Genomic DNA, 15,681 nt, shown 5'->3' with positions numbered 1-15,681 from the left:
CCAAGCTTGTCACGCCCGACCAATGCGGACCTATCTCAGCGCGTCGAGCTTCCCCAACTGCTGGGCGAGCAGGTAGTACACCGTCAGGCGGTTCTTGCGGCTGACGCCCTTCATCTTCTCGCCCACGGCGGCGATGGCGTCGTCGAGGCCGTCGGCGTCGGACAGGCCGAGCTTCTTGATCAGGAAGTTCTTCTTGAGCGTCTCGAGCTCGGCCGGATCGCCGTAGGCGACGACCGCGGAGTCGGCCTTGCTCAGCACCAGTCGGTAGGTCTTCTCCATCGCGGCGACGACGTCCTCGTCGACCGAGTCGGTGTACTTCTTGATATCTGCCACGTAGTCCATCGGGGCTCCTGTTCTCTCGCGGGACGCCTGCGACACCGTCGCCGCGCGGTCGTTCCCCGAACGTCCCCATTATTGAGCAAGGAACCATCCCTTGGGGAGACCCCAAGGGCAAGATGCTGCGACGATCACCCGCCCGAACCGCCCAGAAGCGCACGACATCGCCCGCCGCGAAGTGGCGCAGCGCGCCGACTGCCGTATACTTCCCGACGTCTCGGGGCATTAACTCAATTGGTAGAGTGCCACCTTTGCAAGGTGGAAGTTAGGGGTTCGAGTCCCCTATGCTCCACAGCAGAAGTCCCTAGTCAAACGCCTTTGACTAGGGAGTTTGCTTGTTTCACATTGGACTTGAGTGCCCTCAAAGGGACACCAAAGGACCGTTTCATGGAACGTTCGTGGAACGCCGTAGCCGGATTCTGCCCGGGTTACTCACGTCATGAGACGATTCGGATCAGTCAAGCGATTGCCCAGCCAGCGCTATCGTGCCTCGTTCGTACACCCCCACGACTCGGCTCGGAGAGTTGCAGCACCCATCACCTTCACCCACAAGGGCGACGCCGAACACTGGTTGCGACTCCAGCAGATCGCTATCGAGCGTGGGGAGTGGCTCTCGCCTGAGGAAGTAGAAGCAAGACGACCCCAACTCCTCACCCTTCAGGAAGTCTACGAACGATTCCTGACGCAGCGCCCCCGCCCTCTGGCTCTCTCAACGAAGACGGCTTACGAGCAGGATTGGCGTCTCCGGATCGTCCCCCACTGGGGGGCTGAGCGCAATATCAAGACCATCACTCACGATGAGGTCTGGCAGTGGCGCAAGGGTCCGCTTGGCGCCGAGCGGCGGCGTGACCGATCGACGTTGGCACTGTTCAACGAACTGCTGACCAAGGCTAGTCACTGGGGATGGATCGAGAAGAACCCCGCCACTGGCGTGAGCATCCCGCGCAAGACCAAGCCAATGGAGCAGCGTCACGTCTTCGACCTAGGTGACGTACGCCGCTATCTGGAGGCCGCCGAGCCACACCATGTCGCCATGCTGGCCACCGTGGCGTTAGGCGGGCTCAGATCGGGCGAGGTGAGGGGCTTGCGACGGATGGATCTCGATTTCGAGAAGCGGAGGATTCTGGTCCGGCAAGCTGTCGAGTACGGACGGGAGGGCGACTCCTACCGTGTGGGACTGAAGGTTCCAAAGACCTCGGCAGGGATCCGATCACTGCCTATGTCCTCAACTCTCGAAGGCATTCTTCAAGAGCACCTTCGGGTGCATCCACGGGACCCTCATGAGCTGGTCTTCACCGTGGCGAATGGCAAGCCGATGGGGCCAGCCGAAGCAGACCGCCGACACAATCGAGCCTTGGCCAACATGGGGCTTCGGACACCGGAGGCTGTACGGCGGCGTCTGTGGCGAAAGGGCCTCCCAGTTCCGAAGGAGGACCACATCACCTTGCATGACCTTAGGGCGTCGTATGCAGCCTGGTTGTTTGGCGAGGGGTACTCGATTGCCGAAGTCATGCTCCTCCTGGGCTGGAGCGACTCCCGCATGGCGCTCGAGGTTTACAGCCGAGTCTTCCCCCGGCGTGTCGAGAGCGTGGGTCCCAAGCAGGACGAGGCTCTCAAGGGCCTCCAGGTAAACATCGCATGACGTGGCGAGACCCCCTGGACTATTGCTGCGCTGCCACACCCCCCTTGACGGTCCCGGTCGGAAACTTGCGTGGGGCTGTAGGGAGACGCGGTGCGGGTGTTACTCGTCGGTCTTGTCCGGGTTCGGGTCGATGCCGATGTTCCCGAACTCGAACGTGCCGTCCCAGTCCGCGAGCAGCCACGGGTGCTCGGACTCACGGTCGGGGTTGCGGACGACGTGGTAGGTCACGTCGCGCTTCAGCGGCCCGGTGACCGGGGCACCGTCCTGGTTGGAGTCGGTGAACCGGGAACGGGTCTGCGTGACGAGCGTGACCGCGAGGGTCTGCAGACCGTCGCTGGTCTGCGGGCCAGCGGACACTTCCACGTCCTCGATCAGCTTGACCGGCACGAACAGCGGCTCACGCGGGGTGAGGTTGTCACGCGGCGCGGTGAGCGTGATCTGGTACAGGTACATGAGGCCGTCGGGGTTGTCGGCCCTCCACTGCGGCAGGGCCCAGTTCCCGATCTTGTTCGCCACGTCGGCGTGCGAGTACTGGGTGACGTAGCGGAAGTCGTCGACCGTGTACTCCTTCGTGCGCGAGTTCGCCTCGTGAGAGCGCGACTCGTCCACCAGGAGCTTCTTGACGGTTTCGACCGTCCACAGGGTGCCCTCGGTGATCTCCGCGGCGGAGAACTCGTCGGCTGCCTTCTCGTCCACGTTGACGTTCTTGCCGTCAAGGATGGGGAAGGTTTCCGGGGCGGTGGTCGTCGCCGACGGGGCCGTCTCGGACGGCTCGGCGGTGTTCGTTCCCGTCCCGGTCGGCTGGTTGATCACGCCGGTCGGCTCCGCGGACGTTGCCGTGGGCGTTGCAGGCGTGGTCGGGTAGCCCGCGTCCACCTCCTTCTCCGAGCATGCGGAGAGCGTGAAGGCGAGGGCGAGCGCGGCGGTGGCCGCGGTCAGTCTGAATGTGGTTCGCATGGTGCGTACTCCCTTTCTGTGCGGTCCGGCCTTGCCCTGCCGGTCCGGCTGAGACCTGGTCGTCTCACTACATTAGGGCGCCTGGTCGTACGTCACTCGGAATTCTTGTTGTCGCGTTAGCTGGCCAAGTGGGGGTTCTATAGACATGCGGAACTCCTACACAGCGCGCCGACCTGAGGTCAGCCACGCACATAGGGATAGCGGCCCTCTTGAAGCGAGTCTCACTCGCGCGGCCGGGGATCTGCTTCAGTGGCTCCGTGTGGAGTGCCCTCTTTGCGGTGGCGCACACAGCCTCGTCCTGTACCGGCAGGATCTCGAACTCGCAGCGGGTCCCGATGGGAGGCTGTCGCTCGAGAGACGACTAGCCGTCCTCGCCCAGGACCGCCCATTGGTGCGCTGTCCCACTTGTGTTGTGCGTTGGGGAGGGGAGGCTTCCCCTGAAGAACCGGCGATGTCGTACACCCCAGTCCACAGGAACTAGAGAGAGAACCGATCGAAAGGAAGACCAATGAGCAGCAACGCCAGGTCGGCCCCCACACGTCTCGCCAGTGCTCGGCGATGGGCGTCTCTGAAAGAGGCGGCGGAGTACATCAGCGTTCATCCGAAGACTCTGACCCGTCGCTTCAGCGATGGATCTCTGATCCGGTATCGGATGGGTCGCCGGGTGATGGTGGACCTCGATGAGCTGGATGAGCTCGTCCTCGCAAGCGCCGGCGGGCTCAAGTCGCTTGCCAGCTGAGGCTGCCATTGCGGATGGTCCCCACAAGCAGGTGTGGGAGTCGGGCCCCGGTTGGTTCAAGTCCAGCTAGGCCCACCAACAAAACCCCTAGTTGACTAGGGGTTTTACTTTTTTCCCTCCCAAACGGTGACAAATTGGTGACAAATTCTGCGGCCGGTGGCCACACGAATCACCCCTTCTGCGGCTGTGGAGCGCGTATTTACGCAACATGCAGAACGGCCGCTTCCTCGATCAGCGAACCCCTTAGTGGACGGGCCAACTGGGTAGATTGCCCCTATGACCACCTGCATCGGCGCGCGTTGCCCTGATGACGCGCTGCCGGGTGAGCGGCTCTGCTGGCGTCATCAGAAGCGATTCGAATCCGGTGGCGGGCTACCCCTGGTCAGTGACATGGTGACTGGCGATCCCAGTGGCCATGGTCGCTACGGTCTTGCCGACATCGACACATATGGCGTCGCATGCCATGAGTGCGGGGAACGCCTCATTTCCGTGCCAGCGCACGTGAAGAAAGCCCATGGGATGTCCATCGCCGAGTACCGCGCCAAGCATGGTCTGGAGCGTGTCTCGCTCGCACTGCCGCCAGATGGAGTCGAGCGTCGGCATAGAAGGCGCCCCTGCCGCGGCTGTGGGACCCCGGTGGAGCGCAACAGGCGCTGGTGCATCCCCTGCGCTGAGGCTCGTGACGCCACGAAGCAACCACCAGTCCCCAAACGTCGACCCCTGACCGCTGAAGAAGCGGGGCTGCTCAGTACCTGCGACCCAGACGATCTCCCAGAACTCGTGCGGAGACTCCAGGGCGACCGGGTGCCCTCGAACGCCATCGCACGAGTCATCGGCATGAGCCCAAGTGACATGTCTGAGCGGTTCCCCCGCCGGTAGGCCCGTTACTCATCAGGGTGCCCCGCACCCGCTGGATCCGCCCGCGCCTCAGTAGCTCAGCATCACGGCTGGTTCCAGCGTGCCCTGCTAGGCACTGCCTCCCCAGATTTGGGCGGACGGAGCTTGCTTCGCTGCGGGTCGATTCCGTCCGGGTTCTTAGGCCAGAGGCAGGGCATTCCTCCTGTGGATAGCGAGATATCTCGTCGATTCGCGCCGATACCTGTCTCAACAGGCCCTGCGATGAAACGAGGACACATGTCTATGCCTGATGCCCATGAGGTGTACGTACTACTGGATCAGGCAGCTGATCTCGCGGCGCATGATGAGTCGCTTGAGGGGCTGCTGCTGGACCTGACGGCCGGGATGCTGCTGGCGGCTGATGGTGCCGCCGGGGAACCTGAGTCGTCGATCGTGGTGCCGGCGACTGTGCGGGAGTGTGTCGCGCAGGCCGCTGAGCGCACCAAGGGGTGGGATCCTGCGGAGCTGTCGACGACCGGCCACCTACTGGTGATGCTGGTTTCCGATCTCGTCCACGACTTGGGCGTGTGACATGGTCGGGCTCCATGAAGCGGCGGTCCGCGCGGCCGGGCTGGTCCACGAGGGCATCTCGACTGGCGCTTGGGCTGAGCTGATGGCGCAGTTCGACCGGGCCCTGGCTGGCCGGGACGCGGTGGTTCGGCGCGCAGCCAGCCTCGCGCCGCTGCTCAGCTTCACCAACGAGGACTGGCAGCCACCGTTCAACGTCACCCCGCCCACGGGTGGAGCTGAGCGCGTGAGTGCGGGCGATCATCGTTTGGCGCGGCTGGCGACGTTGCAGGCCACGCGGGCCGCGACGCGATCAGCTACCCAGCCGGAGCGGCTCCTGCTTGCCGGTGTGGAGCGCGAGTTGCTGGAGCCGGCGACCCAGCGTGGACCTGTGGAGTCTGCGCTGCGGGGGTGGGGTCTGGCGGTGAGCCGGGAGGCGGCGTCCATGTCGCCGGAGTCGGCGTTGACGGTGGCCCGGACGCAGCAGGCCTTGTTGCGCCGCGGTGCCGCCTTGTTGCGCGGCCATGAGCTGGTGGATGGGGTCGGGCAGGAACGGCTCGTGGCGTCGGTTGCTGCCAGTAGTGCTGCGTGGGACGAGGCCTACACGACCTGGCGGACGATGGTCCCCAAGCGCGCCACAGCGCTGGACGACCTAGGCCGCGCAACGGTCGCGCTGCAGCTGGTCTTCAGAGACGCCCCCGATCACGACATCTTGGACGGCTTGATGCGCACGGGGTTCGGCGCGAACCTCGTCGGAGCTTTGGCGGTGACCCCGCACGAGTTCCATGGAGCCTCTGACCTGGTCCGAACAGCTCTGGATCTCGAGCCGAAGACCGACGTCGCCACCACCTTCCAAGCAACCGCACCCACACCGCCGGCCAACGGCATCGAGGTGACGGATCGATCCGATTCGGTGGTGGTGTCGGAGCCGTTGTCCCCGCCGTCGGTTCCTCGGGTGTCACCTGAGTCGAGGTCGAGTGTGGTGCTGGGGGTTGATGTGGCTGGCCCGAAGGACCATGAGGCCTTGGAGGAGCTGGCCCGCCTGCGGGACGCTGGAGTGGTGGCCGCTGCTGCCCAGGCTGGGGTTCCGGAAGCCCGTCGCGCGACCGGCGACGCCTCGGACGAGGAGCTGATCCGTTTGGTGGAGGTCGGGACGGCCGCCAAGACCGCATTGGCGGAGGCAGCGATGCCGACCGTCGCGTTCTGGGCCGGGAAGGTGCACTCCGTCTACCGTGATGACTTCCGCCAGAACGCCATGGTGCGGGTCCTGGAGGCTGCAGCCAAGTGGGATCCTCAGAAGTCCGCGTGGGGAACCTACGCCTATGCCATGGCGCGGTTCCAGTACGTCGATGAGATCAGGCTCTGGGCCAAGAGACGTGAGGACGCCACCGACACAGTGGGGGAGCACAGCGTGCCGGAGCACTTGCCGGAGCGTGTGTTTGGTTCCGTGGCCACGTCACCGGAGGAGGCGGCGGTGGCCGCCACGGAGCGGGACCGGGCCCAGCGTCTCTTGGGGTTGGTCGAGCCCACGCTGCGTGAGGCGGTGGCCGCCCGACTGGGGGAACGTGGCCGGGATGAGCAGTCGTTGGATGCTGTGGCCGAGCAGCTGGGCGTCCATAGGAGCACTGCATGGAGACGGGTCGGGAAGGCTGTGGAGCGGTTGCAGCGCCTCGCGCAAGACGAGAACGGCGCCGGCACTGCTGGGCTTCGTCAGTTGGCGATCGCGTTGCGGTGCGATTCACCCGCCGCGCCGAGGACGCCCGGTCCCGAGCGGCGGACACCTCCGACAGGGGTCGCGGCGGTGACCCCCTCGTGTGTTTGACTCCTGCCAACTCTTGGACGCCGTGCCTTGTGGACCACGGGGTGCAGACGCCGGTTTCACGGGCCGGGTCGGATCCTTTGGAAATTGGTTGTCGCTGTAGGTGTCTGGAGTCGGGGTTGAAGGGTGTGTGACGATGCATACGGTTTCCGGGGACGGCCCGACCCAGCAGCGGGCCGAGTCTGTTTCTGGCGTGCGGACCCGCCGCCGCCCCGCGCTGGCGGTGGGTGCGGTGCTGCTGATCCTGCTCGGCGCAGCTGGCGGTGCTTGGGTGTACCTGACCGGCCGCGACAACGTGGAAGTCGTCGTTGCTCGCGTCGCGATCGCCCGCGGCGAGGTGATTGACGCCACCCAGCTCACCACCGTGCACATGCCCCCCAACGACCAACTCTCCTACCTTCCCGCCGCCGAGCTTCCCTCGTTGGTGGGGCAGCGCGCCGCCCATGACGTGGCAGCCGGTGCCCTGGTCGGCCCGGATGCTGCGACAGCGGTGATGGTGCCCGGTGACGGCCGCACCGTGGTCGGGTTGTCACTGCCACCTGGCGCTGAGCCGGCCATCCCCTTGCAGGTCGGTGACCGCGTCCGGGTGATCCTCACCGAACCCGCCTACGCCTGCGCAGCCGGCACCGCCACCACCCCCGAGGGCGATGACTCGTCGTCGCTGTGCTCGGTCGATTTGGTGATCCCCGGTGTCGTGGTGGCCACTGCCCGTGACGAGGCCTCCGGACAGGTGGGCGTCTCGGTCGAGGTCGCCCAGGACGATGCCGCGACCGCTGCGGCCGGCGCCGCGTTGGGGCGGGTCGCGCTGGTGCTGGACAGTCGGGACAACTAGCCATGGCCGTGTTCGCATTCACCTCAGCTGCCGGGTCACCGGGTGTGACCACGACGGCCTTGGGGCTGGCGCTGGAATGGCCGGGCGAGGTCCTGCTGGTCGATGCCGACCCCGTGGGCGGATCCCCGATCCTTGCCGGTTTCTACGGCGGCACGGTGCAGCACCCCGGAACCTTGGTGGAAATGTGGGCAGCGCACCGTCAGGGCCGACTCGACGACGCGCTGCGGGAGATGCCGCTGCGGATCGCCGACCACGCCTCCTTCATCCCCGGCCCCGCCGGCGCGGCACAGGCCGGCAGCCTGTCCGAGCTGTGGCAGGCCCTGGCACCCAGACTCCGGACCCTCTCCGCGATGGACGTGGATGTCCTGATCGATCTCGGGCGCCTGGGCCATCAACACTTCCCGACCCCGCTGGCGCGGGCCGCGGACGAAGTGCTGCTGGTGATGCGCAGCGACCTGGTCGCGGTCGCCGCCGCAGCGGCGTGCGAGATCCCCACCGATGCACCGGTCCATGTGGCGCTGGTGGGGGAGAAGCGTCCCTACACCGCCCGCGAGGTCTCCTCGGTCATCAAGAAGGACGTGACCGTGTCCCTGCCGTGGGCGCCGGAGGCTGCGACGGTGTTCAGCCACGGCACCAAGGACTCGAAGAAGACCACCGGGCTGCGGCGTGCGCTTCGTCAAGCCGGCGAGAGCCTGCGGTGGCGGGCCGATCGACGGGAGGAGGCCAGCGATGACTGACCCGACCCCGGCCGCGACCGTGGCACCCGCCACGCTGGCCCTGTTCACCCAGCCCGCGCCTCCGCCGGGCCGGACCCGTGGCAGCTTCCGCCTCAACGGCACCCCTGGCCCGCAGCACCAACCCACCCCACCGCGCGACGCCCTCCCGCCGAGACCCGTGGCACGGGTGCGACGCGTGGCCCAGGGCGAGGTGGACTGGGATCTCGTGGCGGTTCTGCGTGAGCGTGTCTCCGGTGAACTGTCGGAGCGTGACCCGGACGCTGCGGTGCGTGAGGAGGTGGGCCGAGAGATCATCTGGCAGGTGTTGCAGGACGAATCTCGTGCCGCCACCGTCCGCGGCGACGCCACTTGGACCCTGACCCATCAAGACGAACTGGCCCAAGCCCTGTTCGACGCGGTGTTCAGGCTGGGTCGGCTCCAGCCCTACCTCGACGACGACACCATCGAGAACGTGATCATCTCCGGCCACGACAACGTGGTGATCGAGAACAGCAACGGAGAACTGGTCCAGGCACCGGCCGTGGCCTCCAGCGACGAGCAACTCATCGAGTACCTCACGTTCATGGCCGCCCACCAACCCAAACCGCGTGAGTTCAGCGAAGCCGCCACCAAACTCCACCTCTCGCTGCCGAACCGGGCCCGCCTCTTCGCCTCCGCCTGGGTGACCTCTCGACCCACCGTCATCATCCGCCGCAACCGCCTCGTCGACGCCGGCCTGCCCGAGCTGGTTCGCCTCGGCTCGCTGACCCCGCTGGCGGCACAGTTCCTCTCGGCGGCTGTGCAGGCACGCCTGTCGCTGGTCGTGTCAGGGGATCAGGGCACCGGGAAGACCACGATGCTGCGCGCGTTGGCGCACGAACTGCCACCCCATGTGCAGATCGGAACCATCGAAACCGAGTACGAGCTGTACCTCAAGGACACCGGCAACCATCAGGTCGTGCACGAGTGGCAGGCCAACCCCGGCTCCGGCGAGATCGGGCTCAACGGCCGGCGCGCCGGGGAGTACACGGTGCGGGAAGCCTTGGAGGACTCGCTGCGCGCGAACCTGTCCTACACCATCGTCGGTGAGGTCCGCGGATCCGAGATCGTGACCATGTTCAAGTGCATGCAATCGGGCTCAGGATCCATGTCGACCACCCACGCCCGCTCCGCCGAAGGCGCGATCCGCAAACTGGTCACCTGCGCCACCCAAGAGGGCGCCAACATCACCCGAGACTACGCCCTCAACGTCATCGCCGAAGACATCGACCTGATCGTCCAACTCCAAGTCGAATCCGTCCCCACCGCCGACGGCGGGTGGCAGAAACGACGCTGGGTCAGCGAGATCATCGCCGTGGAACCCGGCGAAGACGCCAAGGGCTACGCCACCACCACCATCTTCGCCGCCCCACCCGGCACCCATCAGGCCATGCCGGTGCTGCTGCCCGACCGGTTCCGTGACCTCGAGCGCTACGGCTTCGACGTCGCCGCCTTCCACGCCCAATCGGGGTTGAGGCCATGACGCTCATCGCCTCCCTGGCCGGCGCCCTCCTCGTCGCAGGAATCCTCGCCCTGATCTACGCCCTCATCCCACAACCCGTCGCGCCGCCCCGCCCCAAGACCAAGCGCCCCACCCTGCGCTCGACCGACAAGACCCTCGCGCTAGCCGGTGTCGCCGTCGGTGGGCTGCTCGCGCTGCTGACCGGGTGGCTGGTCGCGATCATCCTCGTGCCAGCGATCACCGTGATGGGGTACCGCGCCTGGTCGGGTCGCCGACACAACCGCGTCCAGCGCCTCAGCGCCCTGTCGGACTTCTCCCGAGGATTGGCAGGCGTCCTGACCGCCGGCCGCGGGCTGGAACAGGCCATCGTGCACGCCGCCCGCTCCGCCCCGACCGCCTTGGCGCCCGAGATCGGCCGTCTCGCTGCCCGGGTCCGGGCGAACTGGCCCACCGGCAAAGCACTGCGACGGTTCGCCGACGAACTCGATGACGCCACCGGGGACCTGTTCGTCGCCACCCTGATCCTCGCAGCCCAGCGACGCGGCCCCGGTGTCGCCTCCGCGATGCAGGCCCTGGCCGAATCAATCGACGCCGACGTGCGCGCCCGCCGCCAAGTCGAAACCGAACAACAGAAAGCCAAGACCGCCGCCCGCATCATCACCATCATCTCCGTGGTGCTCCTGATCGCACTGTTCACCGCCGGCAGCTACGTCGACCCCTACCGCACCCCCCTCGGGCAGCTCCTCCTCACCGGGTTCATGGCCCTGTTCCTGCTCGCCCTGGCATGGATGGGCCGCATCGCCCGACCCCAACCCCTGCCACGGTTCATGGGCCACAACGTGGCGAGCAAGGCGGTGACCCGATGACCGGTCTCCAGCTCGCCATGCTGTCCGGGGCACTCCTCCTCGCCGGAGTCGCCGGCCTGATCGGCTGGGCCATCCCCGCCAACGTCCACCTCAAAGACGCCATCGGCCGGCTCCAACCCCTACCCACCATCGCCCCACCGGCCGCCGGCGGGCGTCGCGACACCGAGACCACCATCGGTGCCTGGGCCCAGCGGCACCTCCCCGCAGCACTGTGGGGAACCAGCCCCGACAAGGACCTCGCGCTGCTGGGCCGCACCACCGCCTCCCTGTACGGCTCCAAGATCATCAGCGCCGCCATCGGCCTGACCATCATCCCCATCACCAGCCTCATCCTCACCCTCCTCGGATGGTCCGTGCCGCTGGGGATCCCCGCCATCGGATCGGTCGCCCTCGCCGCAGTGATGTGGTTCCTGCCCTCCAACGAACTGCGCGACAAGGCCCGCAAAGCCCGCGAAGAGTTCAGCTACGCCCTGGGCGCCTTCGTCGAAATGGTCGCCCTCGAGCGACTCTCCGGCGCCACCGTCCCCCAAGCCCTCCTCCACGCAGCCGACACCGGCGACTCCTGGGTCTTCGACCGCATCGCCGCCGTCCTGCGCCGCACCCAATACACCGGCCAATCCCCCTGGGATGCGCTGGCCGACATGGGCACCGCCCTCGACCTGCCCGACCTCGTCGACCTGGCCGACATCATGCGCCTCGGCGGATCCGACGGCACCCGCGTCTACGACTCCCTCCGCGCCCGCGCCGCCACCATGCGCAACGTCACCCTCAACAACCAGATCAGCCGAGCCAACCAAGCCTCCGAACGCATCGCCGTCCCCGTCGCCCTCCTGGTGTTCGTCCTCGCCCTGACCCTGATCACCCCAGCCCTCCTGCGAATGCTCTAACCCGAAAGGACCAGCATCATGCTCCACCTCTACACCCAGCTCATCACCCTGCTGACCACACCCGCCAAACGCGACGAACGAGGACTCTCCCAGTCCACCGAGAACGCGATCCTCCTCGCCGGCGCCGTCGCCGTGGCCGTCATCATCATCACCGTCATCACCAGCTATGTGCAGGCCAACCTCCCCGACTAGACGCAACGAACGCGGACTCAGCTCCAGCGTTCTGGCGTCCATCCTGTTCCCACTGGTCATCTCCATCCTGTGGCTGGCCATGCAATGGGCAATGCTCACCTGGGCACACGCCACCGCCCAAGCAGCCGCCCAAGACGGAGCACGCGCCGCAGCAGCACTCGACTCCACCACCAACCACGGACACACCGCCGCATCCAGCGCCGCCGACAACGGAGCGCTGGACAGCTACACCATCTCCGCGCAACGCGGCACGATCACCACTACCGTCACCGTCACCGGCACGGCCCACCGCGTGATCCCCGGCTTCCCAGTCACGATCAACGTCACTGTCCCGCGTCAAGTAGTTGGCAGGATTTCTTCTTGTTCAAAGGTGGGGATGGCCGCGCTGGCGCGGCCGAGGTGGACGTCGAGGGGCCGGTTCCAGGCGATAGCTTCGTGAGGGCGCTGCGTGTTGTATTCGACGCGGTAGTCCTCAGCTCGTTCGACCAGGGTCAACGCGTCGGGGAACAAGCGTTCGTACTTCAGCGTGCCGAACCCGCGTTCGCGTGAGCCGTTCTGCCCAGGGCTCTTGACCCGAGTCCGGACATGGTGCAGCTCGGGGTGCGAGGTGATGAACAACTCGAAGTCGATCGAGCCCAACGGGCCACCGTTGTCGGTCACGATCGTGACCACGGGCAGCACCTCACCAGTGACCGGTTCGATCGGACAGGCATCAGCCAACCGATGACCGAACAGGGCCTGGTAGTCAGCCAGAGCGAGCTCGACCGCGGCGATCGCATCGTGCTTGTTGCCGGTTGGTGAGACATGCCACGGATGTTCATACTTCGAGTACCAGTCCCGGCACCCCGCGATCCGCCACGTCCCGCCCGTGGTGGTCTCGAACTCGGAGAAGTCCAGTTGCCACACCTGGTTCGGACCATCCGGGGTCTTCGCGAAGGCGGCTCTACGGTCGGCGGCGAGCTCACGGCGCTGTTTCTGGTACTGACAGGCCAGCAGCAGCCCCTCGTCACGCAGCAGCCGCAGCACGGTCGCCTGGGACACCTTGTGCCCGTCATGGCGGGTCAGCGCCCAGATCTTGCGATGCCCCCACGCCGGTTTGGCCAGCGCATGCCCCACCACCAGATCCCTCGCAGCCCTACGAGCCGGCTGCGGCCACGGCCCCTTCGGACCGCGATCCTGACGGGCCTTGGCCTGCCACCGGCGCCACGTGCGTTCAGGCATGTCGATCAGCTTCACGAACCTCGCGGTCGACATGCCCGCCTCAACGCGGATCACTTCGAGGTCCTCGAAGGGCCCAGACGGCCCTCGGCACTCTTCTTCCACACACGGATCTCGACCGCCGCCTCGCCGAGGGCCTGGGTCAGCTCGGCGACCTCGTCCTGAAGCTGCTGCTCCCGCGACGAGGGCTTGGACTTGCCCGCCTCGATGCCGGCCCTCCCGCCCTCGAGGAACTGACGCTTCCAGTTCCCGATCGCCTGCTCGGACACCTTCTCACGACGGGCCGCCTCAGCGATCGAGATCTCACCCTGCAGCACGGACAATACAATGCGGAGCTTCTTCTCCACCGGGATCGTCGGGGGACGACTCATGACTCAGACCTTTCGATAGGGGCGTTGCCTCAGCAACTAACTACCCCTGCCACATAGTCTGACGCGCGACAACGGCGACCAAGCCGTCGCCGCCGCGATGATCGACCGCATCGTCCACCACGCCGAAGTCCTCAGCCTCAAAGGCGCCAGCTACCGCCTCCGCGGACGAGGAATCGACAGCCTCCCCAGCATCAAAACCCAAGATCCGGCAGACTAACCACAACAAATAACGGCCTCATTTTCGGCCGTCACAACGGCCTCACTTTCAGCCGTCGTCGACAAGGTGCCGGACGCCGCCCGTATCACGCTTTAGAAGAGCCTGTACGGTTTTCGAGACCTACCGCGTACGTCCCCTCGCCGGAGGGCTGGCGTCTGCCCTTGTCAGCGCATTGGCTGACACACCCACAAGGACGGACACTCACGATTGGGTGTCCGTCGTTCGTGTCTTCATTGCCCCGTGCTAACCACATGCAGGCGGCAGTGTGGCGGAGATCACGATCAACACCAAGGGTTCTGCGGAGGTGGGGGTTTGCGTGCGAGCTCGGCCGGTGAGCGCTCGCCCCTGGCCCAAAGGTGTACCCGATGGGTGGAACCTGCGGACCTTGGGCAGCATGCCGCGAAGTAGTTGGTGAATCTGCCTCTACAGGATCGAGAACTCCGACACCCTGTTCATCGACTTCTGGGCCGCTTGGTGTGGCCCGTGCCGCATGTTCGCCCCCGTCTTCGAGGGCGCCGCGGAGAAGCACGCCGACGCGACCTTCGCCAAGCTCGACACCGAGGCCCAGCAGGAGATCGCGGCCGCGCTCGAGATCCAGTGGATCCCGATCCTCATGGCCTTCCGCGGCGGCGTCCTCGTCTACCGCGAGGCCGGCGCCATGAACGCCGCGGGCTTCGACCAGCTCGTCGAGGCCGTCAAGGCCCTCGACGTCGAGGAGGTCCGCCAGCAGGCCGCTGCCGCGCAGGCCGCCCACGAGGCCGGCGGCCACGCCGACCACGACCACGGCGACCATCAGCACTGAGTCACCGGTCCGACGCCCCTAGCCCCCACCCGCTCCCTCGGGTGGCGGGGTGGGGGCGTCCGGCGTTTCAGGCAACCGGGCGGGCGGGAATGAACCGGCCGCCCAGTGAGTTGAACAATCAACTACTTCGAGAGGCGCGTCATGGATCTCCAGTTCGGGCTCGACACCTTCGGTGACGTCACCGTCGACGTCGCGGGCAAGCCGGTCACGCAGGCCCAGGTGATCCGCGACGTCGTGGCCCAGGGCGTCCTGGCCGACTCCCTCGGCGTCGACTACTTCGCCATCGGGGAGCACCACCGCCCCGACTTCGCCGTCAGCGCGCCCGACACGGTGCTGGCTGGCCTCGCCACCGCGACCGGGAGGATCCGCCTCGGATCGGCTGTCGTGGTGCTGTCGTCGGACGACCCGGTCCGCGTGTACGAGCGCTTCGCCACCATCGACGCGCTCAGCGGCGGACGCGCCGAGCCCGTGCTGGGCCGCGGGTCCTTCATCGAGTCCTTCGGGTTGTACGGCTTCGACCTGGCCGACTACGAGAAGCTCTTCGAGGAGAAGCTCGAGGTCTTCTCGCTGCTGCGCGAGGAGGGCCCGGTCACCTGGTCGGGCACCTACCGGACGCCCCTTGCCGACGTCGATGTGTTCCCCAAGACCGAGGGCGGGCGCATGCGCTCCTGGGTCGCGGTCGGCGGATCGCCGCAGTCGGTCGTCCGCGCCGCCCGCCGCGGGTTCGGGCTGCAGCTCGCGATCATCGGCGGCCCCGCCCAGCGCTTCAAGCCGTTCGCCGACCTGTACCGCCGCGCGGTGGACGAGTTCGGCGTGACGACCGAGATGCCCGTCGCCGTACACAGCCCCGGCCACGTCGCCGAGACGGACGAGCTGGCGGCCGAGCAGTTGTTTCCGCACTTCAAAGCCCAGCGTGACCGCATCGGTCGAGAGCGGGGCTGGGGGCCATGGGGTCCGACGAGTTCACCAACGAGATCGAGCACGGCGCGCTGTACGTCGTGTCGCCGGAGACGGTGGCGGCCAAGATCGCCGCGACCGTGCGCGAACTCAAGGTCGACCAGTTCGACCTGAAGTACGCCAACGGGCCCATGCCGCACAGCCAGCTGATGAAGTCCATCGAGCTGTACGCCACGCGCGTCGTCCCGCTGGTGCGGGAGATGCTGGCCTGACGCTCGGCGACGA

General features: G+C 66.7%; 19 protein-coding genes and 1 tRNA gene. 16 read left to right on the top strand and 4 right to left on the bottom strand.

Annotated features, from left to right (window positions below):
* Nucleotides 1-30 precede the first annotated feature (30 nt).
* On the bottom strand, nt 31-342 hold the full coding sequence (locus IPJ61_RS13790; RefSeq protein WP_297108559.1) for a DUF2853 family protein: 312 nt from the start codon (nt 340-342) through the stop codon (nt 31-33).
* Between the two features lie 213 nt (nt 343-555).
* Here IPJ61_RS13790 and IPJ61_RS13785 point away from each other — a divergent pair.
* Nucleotides 556-628, top strand: a tRNA-Ala gene (locus tag IPJ61_RS13785).
* A 147-nt stretch (nt 629-775) separates the two neighbouring features.
* Nucleotides 776-1,978 carry a tyrosine-type recombinase/integrase gene (locus IPJ61_RS13780; protein ID WP_297108556.1) on the top strand — a complete coding sequence of 401 codons (1,203 nt, stop codon included), beginning with the start codon at nt 776-778 and terminating at the stop codon, nt 1,976-1,978.
* Nucleotides 1,979-2,077: 99 nt separating this feature from the next.
* Here the strand turns inward: IPJ61_RS13780 and IPJ61_RS13775 are convergent, their stop codons facing one another.
* Complete coding sequence (locus IPJ61_RS13775; protein WP_297108554.1) at nt 2,078-2,935, bottom strand: hypothetical protein; 858 nt, start codon at nt 2,933-2,935, stop codon at nt 2,078-2,080.
* Nucleotides 2,936-3,443: 508 nt separating this feature from the next.
* Here IPJ61_RS13775 and IPJ61_RS13770 point away from each other — a divergent pair.
* The 10 genes from IPJ61_RS13770 (at nt 3,444) to IPJ61_RS22265 (ending at nt 12,330) form a co-directional block, all read left to right on the top strand.
* On the top strand, nt 3,444-3,674 hold the full coding sequence (locus IPJ61_RS13770) for a MerR family transcriptional regulator (protein WP_297108551.1): 231 nt from the start codon (nt 3,444-3,446) through the stop codon (nt 3,672-3,674).
* A 1,140-nt stretch (nt 3,675-4,814) separates the two neighbouring features.
* Complete coding sequence (locus tag IPJ61_RS13765) at nt 4,815-5,102, top strand: hypothetical protein (RefSeq protein ID WP_297108547.1); 288 nt, start codon at nt 4,815-4,817, stop codon at nt 5,100-5,102.
* 1 nt (nt 5,103) lies between these two features.
* The gene (locus IPJ61_RS13760) at nt 5,104-6,900 is read left to right on the top strand and encodes a sigma-70 family RNA polymerase sigma factor (RefSeq protein WP_297108544.1); all 1,797 of its coding nucleotides are present in this window, start codon (nt 5,104-5,106) and stop codon (nt 6,898-6,900) included.
* A 133-nt stretch (nt 6,901-7,033) separates the two neighbouring features.
* Entirely contained in the window at nt 7,034-7,729 is a 696-nt protein-coding gene (locus IPJ61_RS13755) for an SAF domain-containing protein (RefSeq protein WP_297108541.1), read from the top strand.
* A gap of 2 nt (nt 7,730-7,731) precedes the next feature.
* A complete protein-coding gene (locus tag IPJ61_RS13750; protein WP_297108537.1) occupies nt 7,732-8,466 on the top strand; it encodes a P-loop NTPase family protein in 735 nt (244 codons plus the stop codon).
* Nucleotides 8,459-9,967, top strand: coding sequence for a CpaF family protein (locus tag IPJ61_RS13745; RefSeq protein WP_297108534.1), 1,509 nt, complete (start codon nt 8,459-8,461; stop codon nt 9,965-9,967). Before IPJ61_RS13750 ends, IPJ61_RS13745 begins: the two co-directional genes overlap by 8 nt.
* Nucleotides 9,964-10,812, top strand: coding sequence for a type II secretion system F family protein (locus IPJ61_RS13740; protein ID WP_297108531.1), 849 nt, complete (start codon nt 9,964-9,966; stop codon nt 10,810-10,812). The genes IPJ61_RS13745 and IPJ61_RS13740 overlap by 4 nt, the downstream gene beginning before the upstream one ends.
* A complete protein-coding gene (locus IPJ61_RS13735; protein WP_297108528.1) occupies nt 10,809-11,699 on the top strand; it encodes a type II secretion system F family protein in 891 nt (296 codons plus the stop codon). The genes IPJ61_RS13740 and IPJ61_RS13735 overlap by 4 nt, the downstream gene beginning before the upstream one ends.
* An 18-nt stretch (nt 11,700-11,717) precedes the next feature.
* Nucleotides 11,718-11,891, top strand: a complete 174-nt coding sequence (locus tag IPJ61_RS13730; protein WP_297108807.1) for a hypothetical protein — start codon at nt 11,718-11,720, stop codon at nt 11,889-11,891.
* Nucleotides 11,866-12,330 (top strand): TadE/TadG family type IV pilus assembly protein, encoded by a 465-nt coding sequence (locus IPJ61_RS22265; protein ID WP_366505663.1) that lies wholly within the window; start codon nt 11,866-11,868, stop codon nt 12,328-12,330. The genes IPJ61_RS13730 and IPJ61_RS22265 overlap by 26 nt, the downstream gene beginning before the upstream one ends.
* On the opposite strand, the gene IPJ61_RS13725 is transcribed toward IPJ61_RS22265, so the two are convergent.
* Both IPJ61_RS13725 and IPJ61_RS13720 read right to left on the bottom strand, forming a co-directional pair.
* A complete protein-coding gene (locus IPJ61_RS13725) occupies nt 12,228-13,127 on the bottom strand; it encodes an integrase core domain-containing protein (RefSeq protein ID WP_297108525.1) in 900 nt (299 codons plus the stop codon). The two genes, IPJ61_RS22265 and IPJ61_RS13725, sit on opposite strands and share 103 nt — an antisense overlap.
* Before the next feature lie 35 nt (nt 13,128-13,162).
* On the bottom strand, nt 13,163-13,480 hold the full coding sequence (locus IPJ61_RS13720) for a helix-turn-helix domain-containing protein (RefSeq protein WP_297108522.1): 318 nt from the start codon (nt 13,478-13,480) through the stop codon (nt 13,163-13,165).
* 46 nt (nt 13,481-13,526) lie between these two features.
* Here IPJ61_RS13720 and IPJ61_RS13715 point away from each other — a divergent pair, with 46 nt between their 5' ends.
* The 4 genes from IPJ61_RS13715 to IPJ61_RS13700 all read left to right on the top strand — a co-directional run bounded on the left by IPJ61_RS13715 (nt 13,527) and on the right by IPJ61_RS13700 (nt 15,668).
* A complete protein-coding gene (locus IPJ61_RS13715; protein WP_366505689.1) occupies nt 13,527-13,697 on the top strand; it encodes an ATP-binding protein in 171 nt (56 codons plus the stop codon).
* Between the two features lie 415 nt (nt 13,698-14,112).
* Nucleotides 14,113-14,499 carry a thioredoxin family protein gene (locus IPJ61_RS13710; protein WP_297108795.1) on the top strand — a complete coding sequence of 129 codons (387 nt, stop codon included), beginning with the start codon at nt 14,113-14,115 and terminating at the stop codon, nt 14,497-14,499.
* Between the two features lie 141 nt (nt 14,500-14,640).
* Nucleotides 14,641-15,570 carry an LLM class flavin-dependent oxidoreductase gene (locus IPJ61_RS13705; protein ID WP_297108520.1) on the top strand — a complete coding sequence of 310 codons (930 nt, stop codon included), beginning with the start codon at nt 14,641-14,643 and terminating at the stop codon, nt 15,568-15,570.
* Nucleotides 15,537-15,668, top strand: coding sequence for a hypothetical protein (locus IPJ61_RS13700; RefSeq protein WP_297108515.1), 132 nt, complete (start codon nt 15,537-15,539; stop codon nt 15,666-15,668). Before IPJ61_RS13705 ends, IPJ61_RS13700 begins: the two co-directional genes overlap by 34 nt.
* The last annotated feature ends 13 nt before the right edge of the window (nt 15,669-15,681 follow it).

This window comes from Tessaracoccus sp. (assembly GCF_016714275.1).
Taxonomy (GTDB): domain Bacteria; phylum Actinomycetota; class Actinomycetes; order Propionibacteriales; family Propionibacteriaceae; genus Arachnia.
The sequence above is the reverse complement of the archived record's forward strand: the minus strand, read 5'-3'. Positions and strand labels throughout refer to the sequence as shown.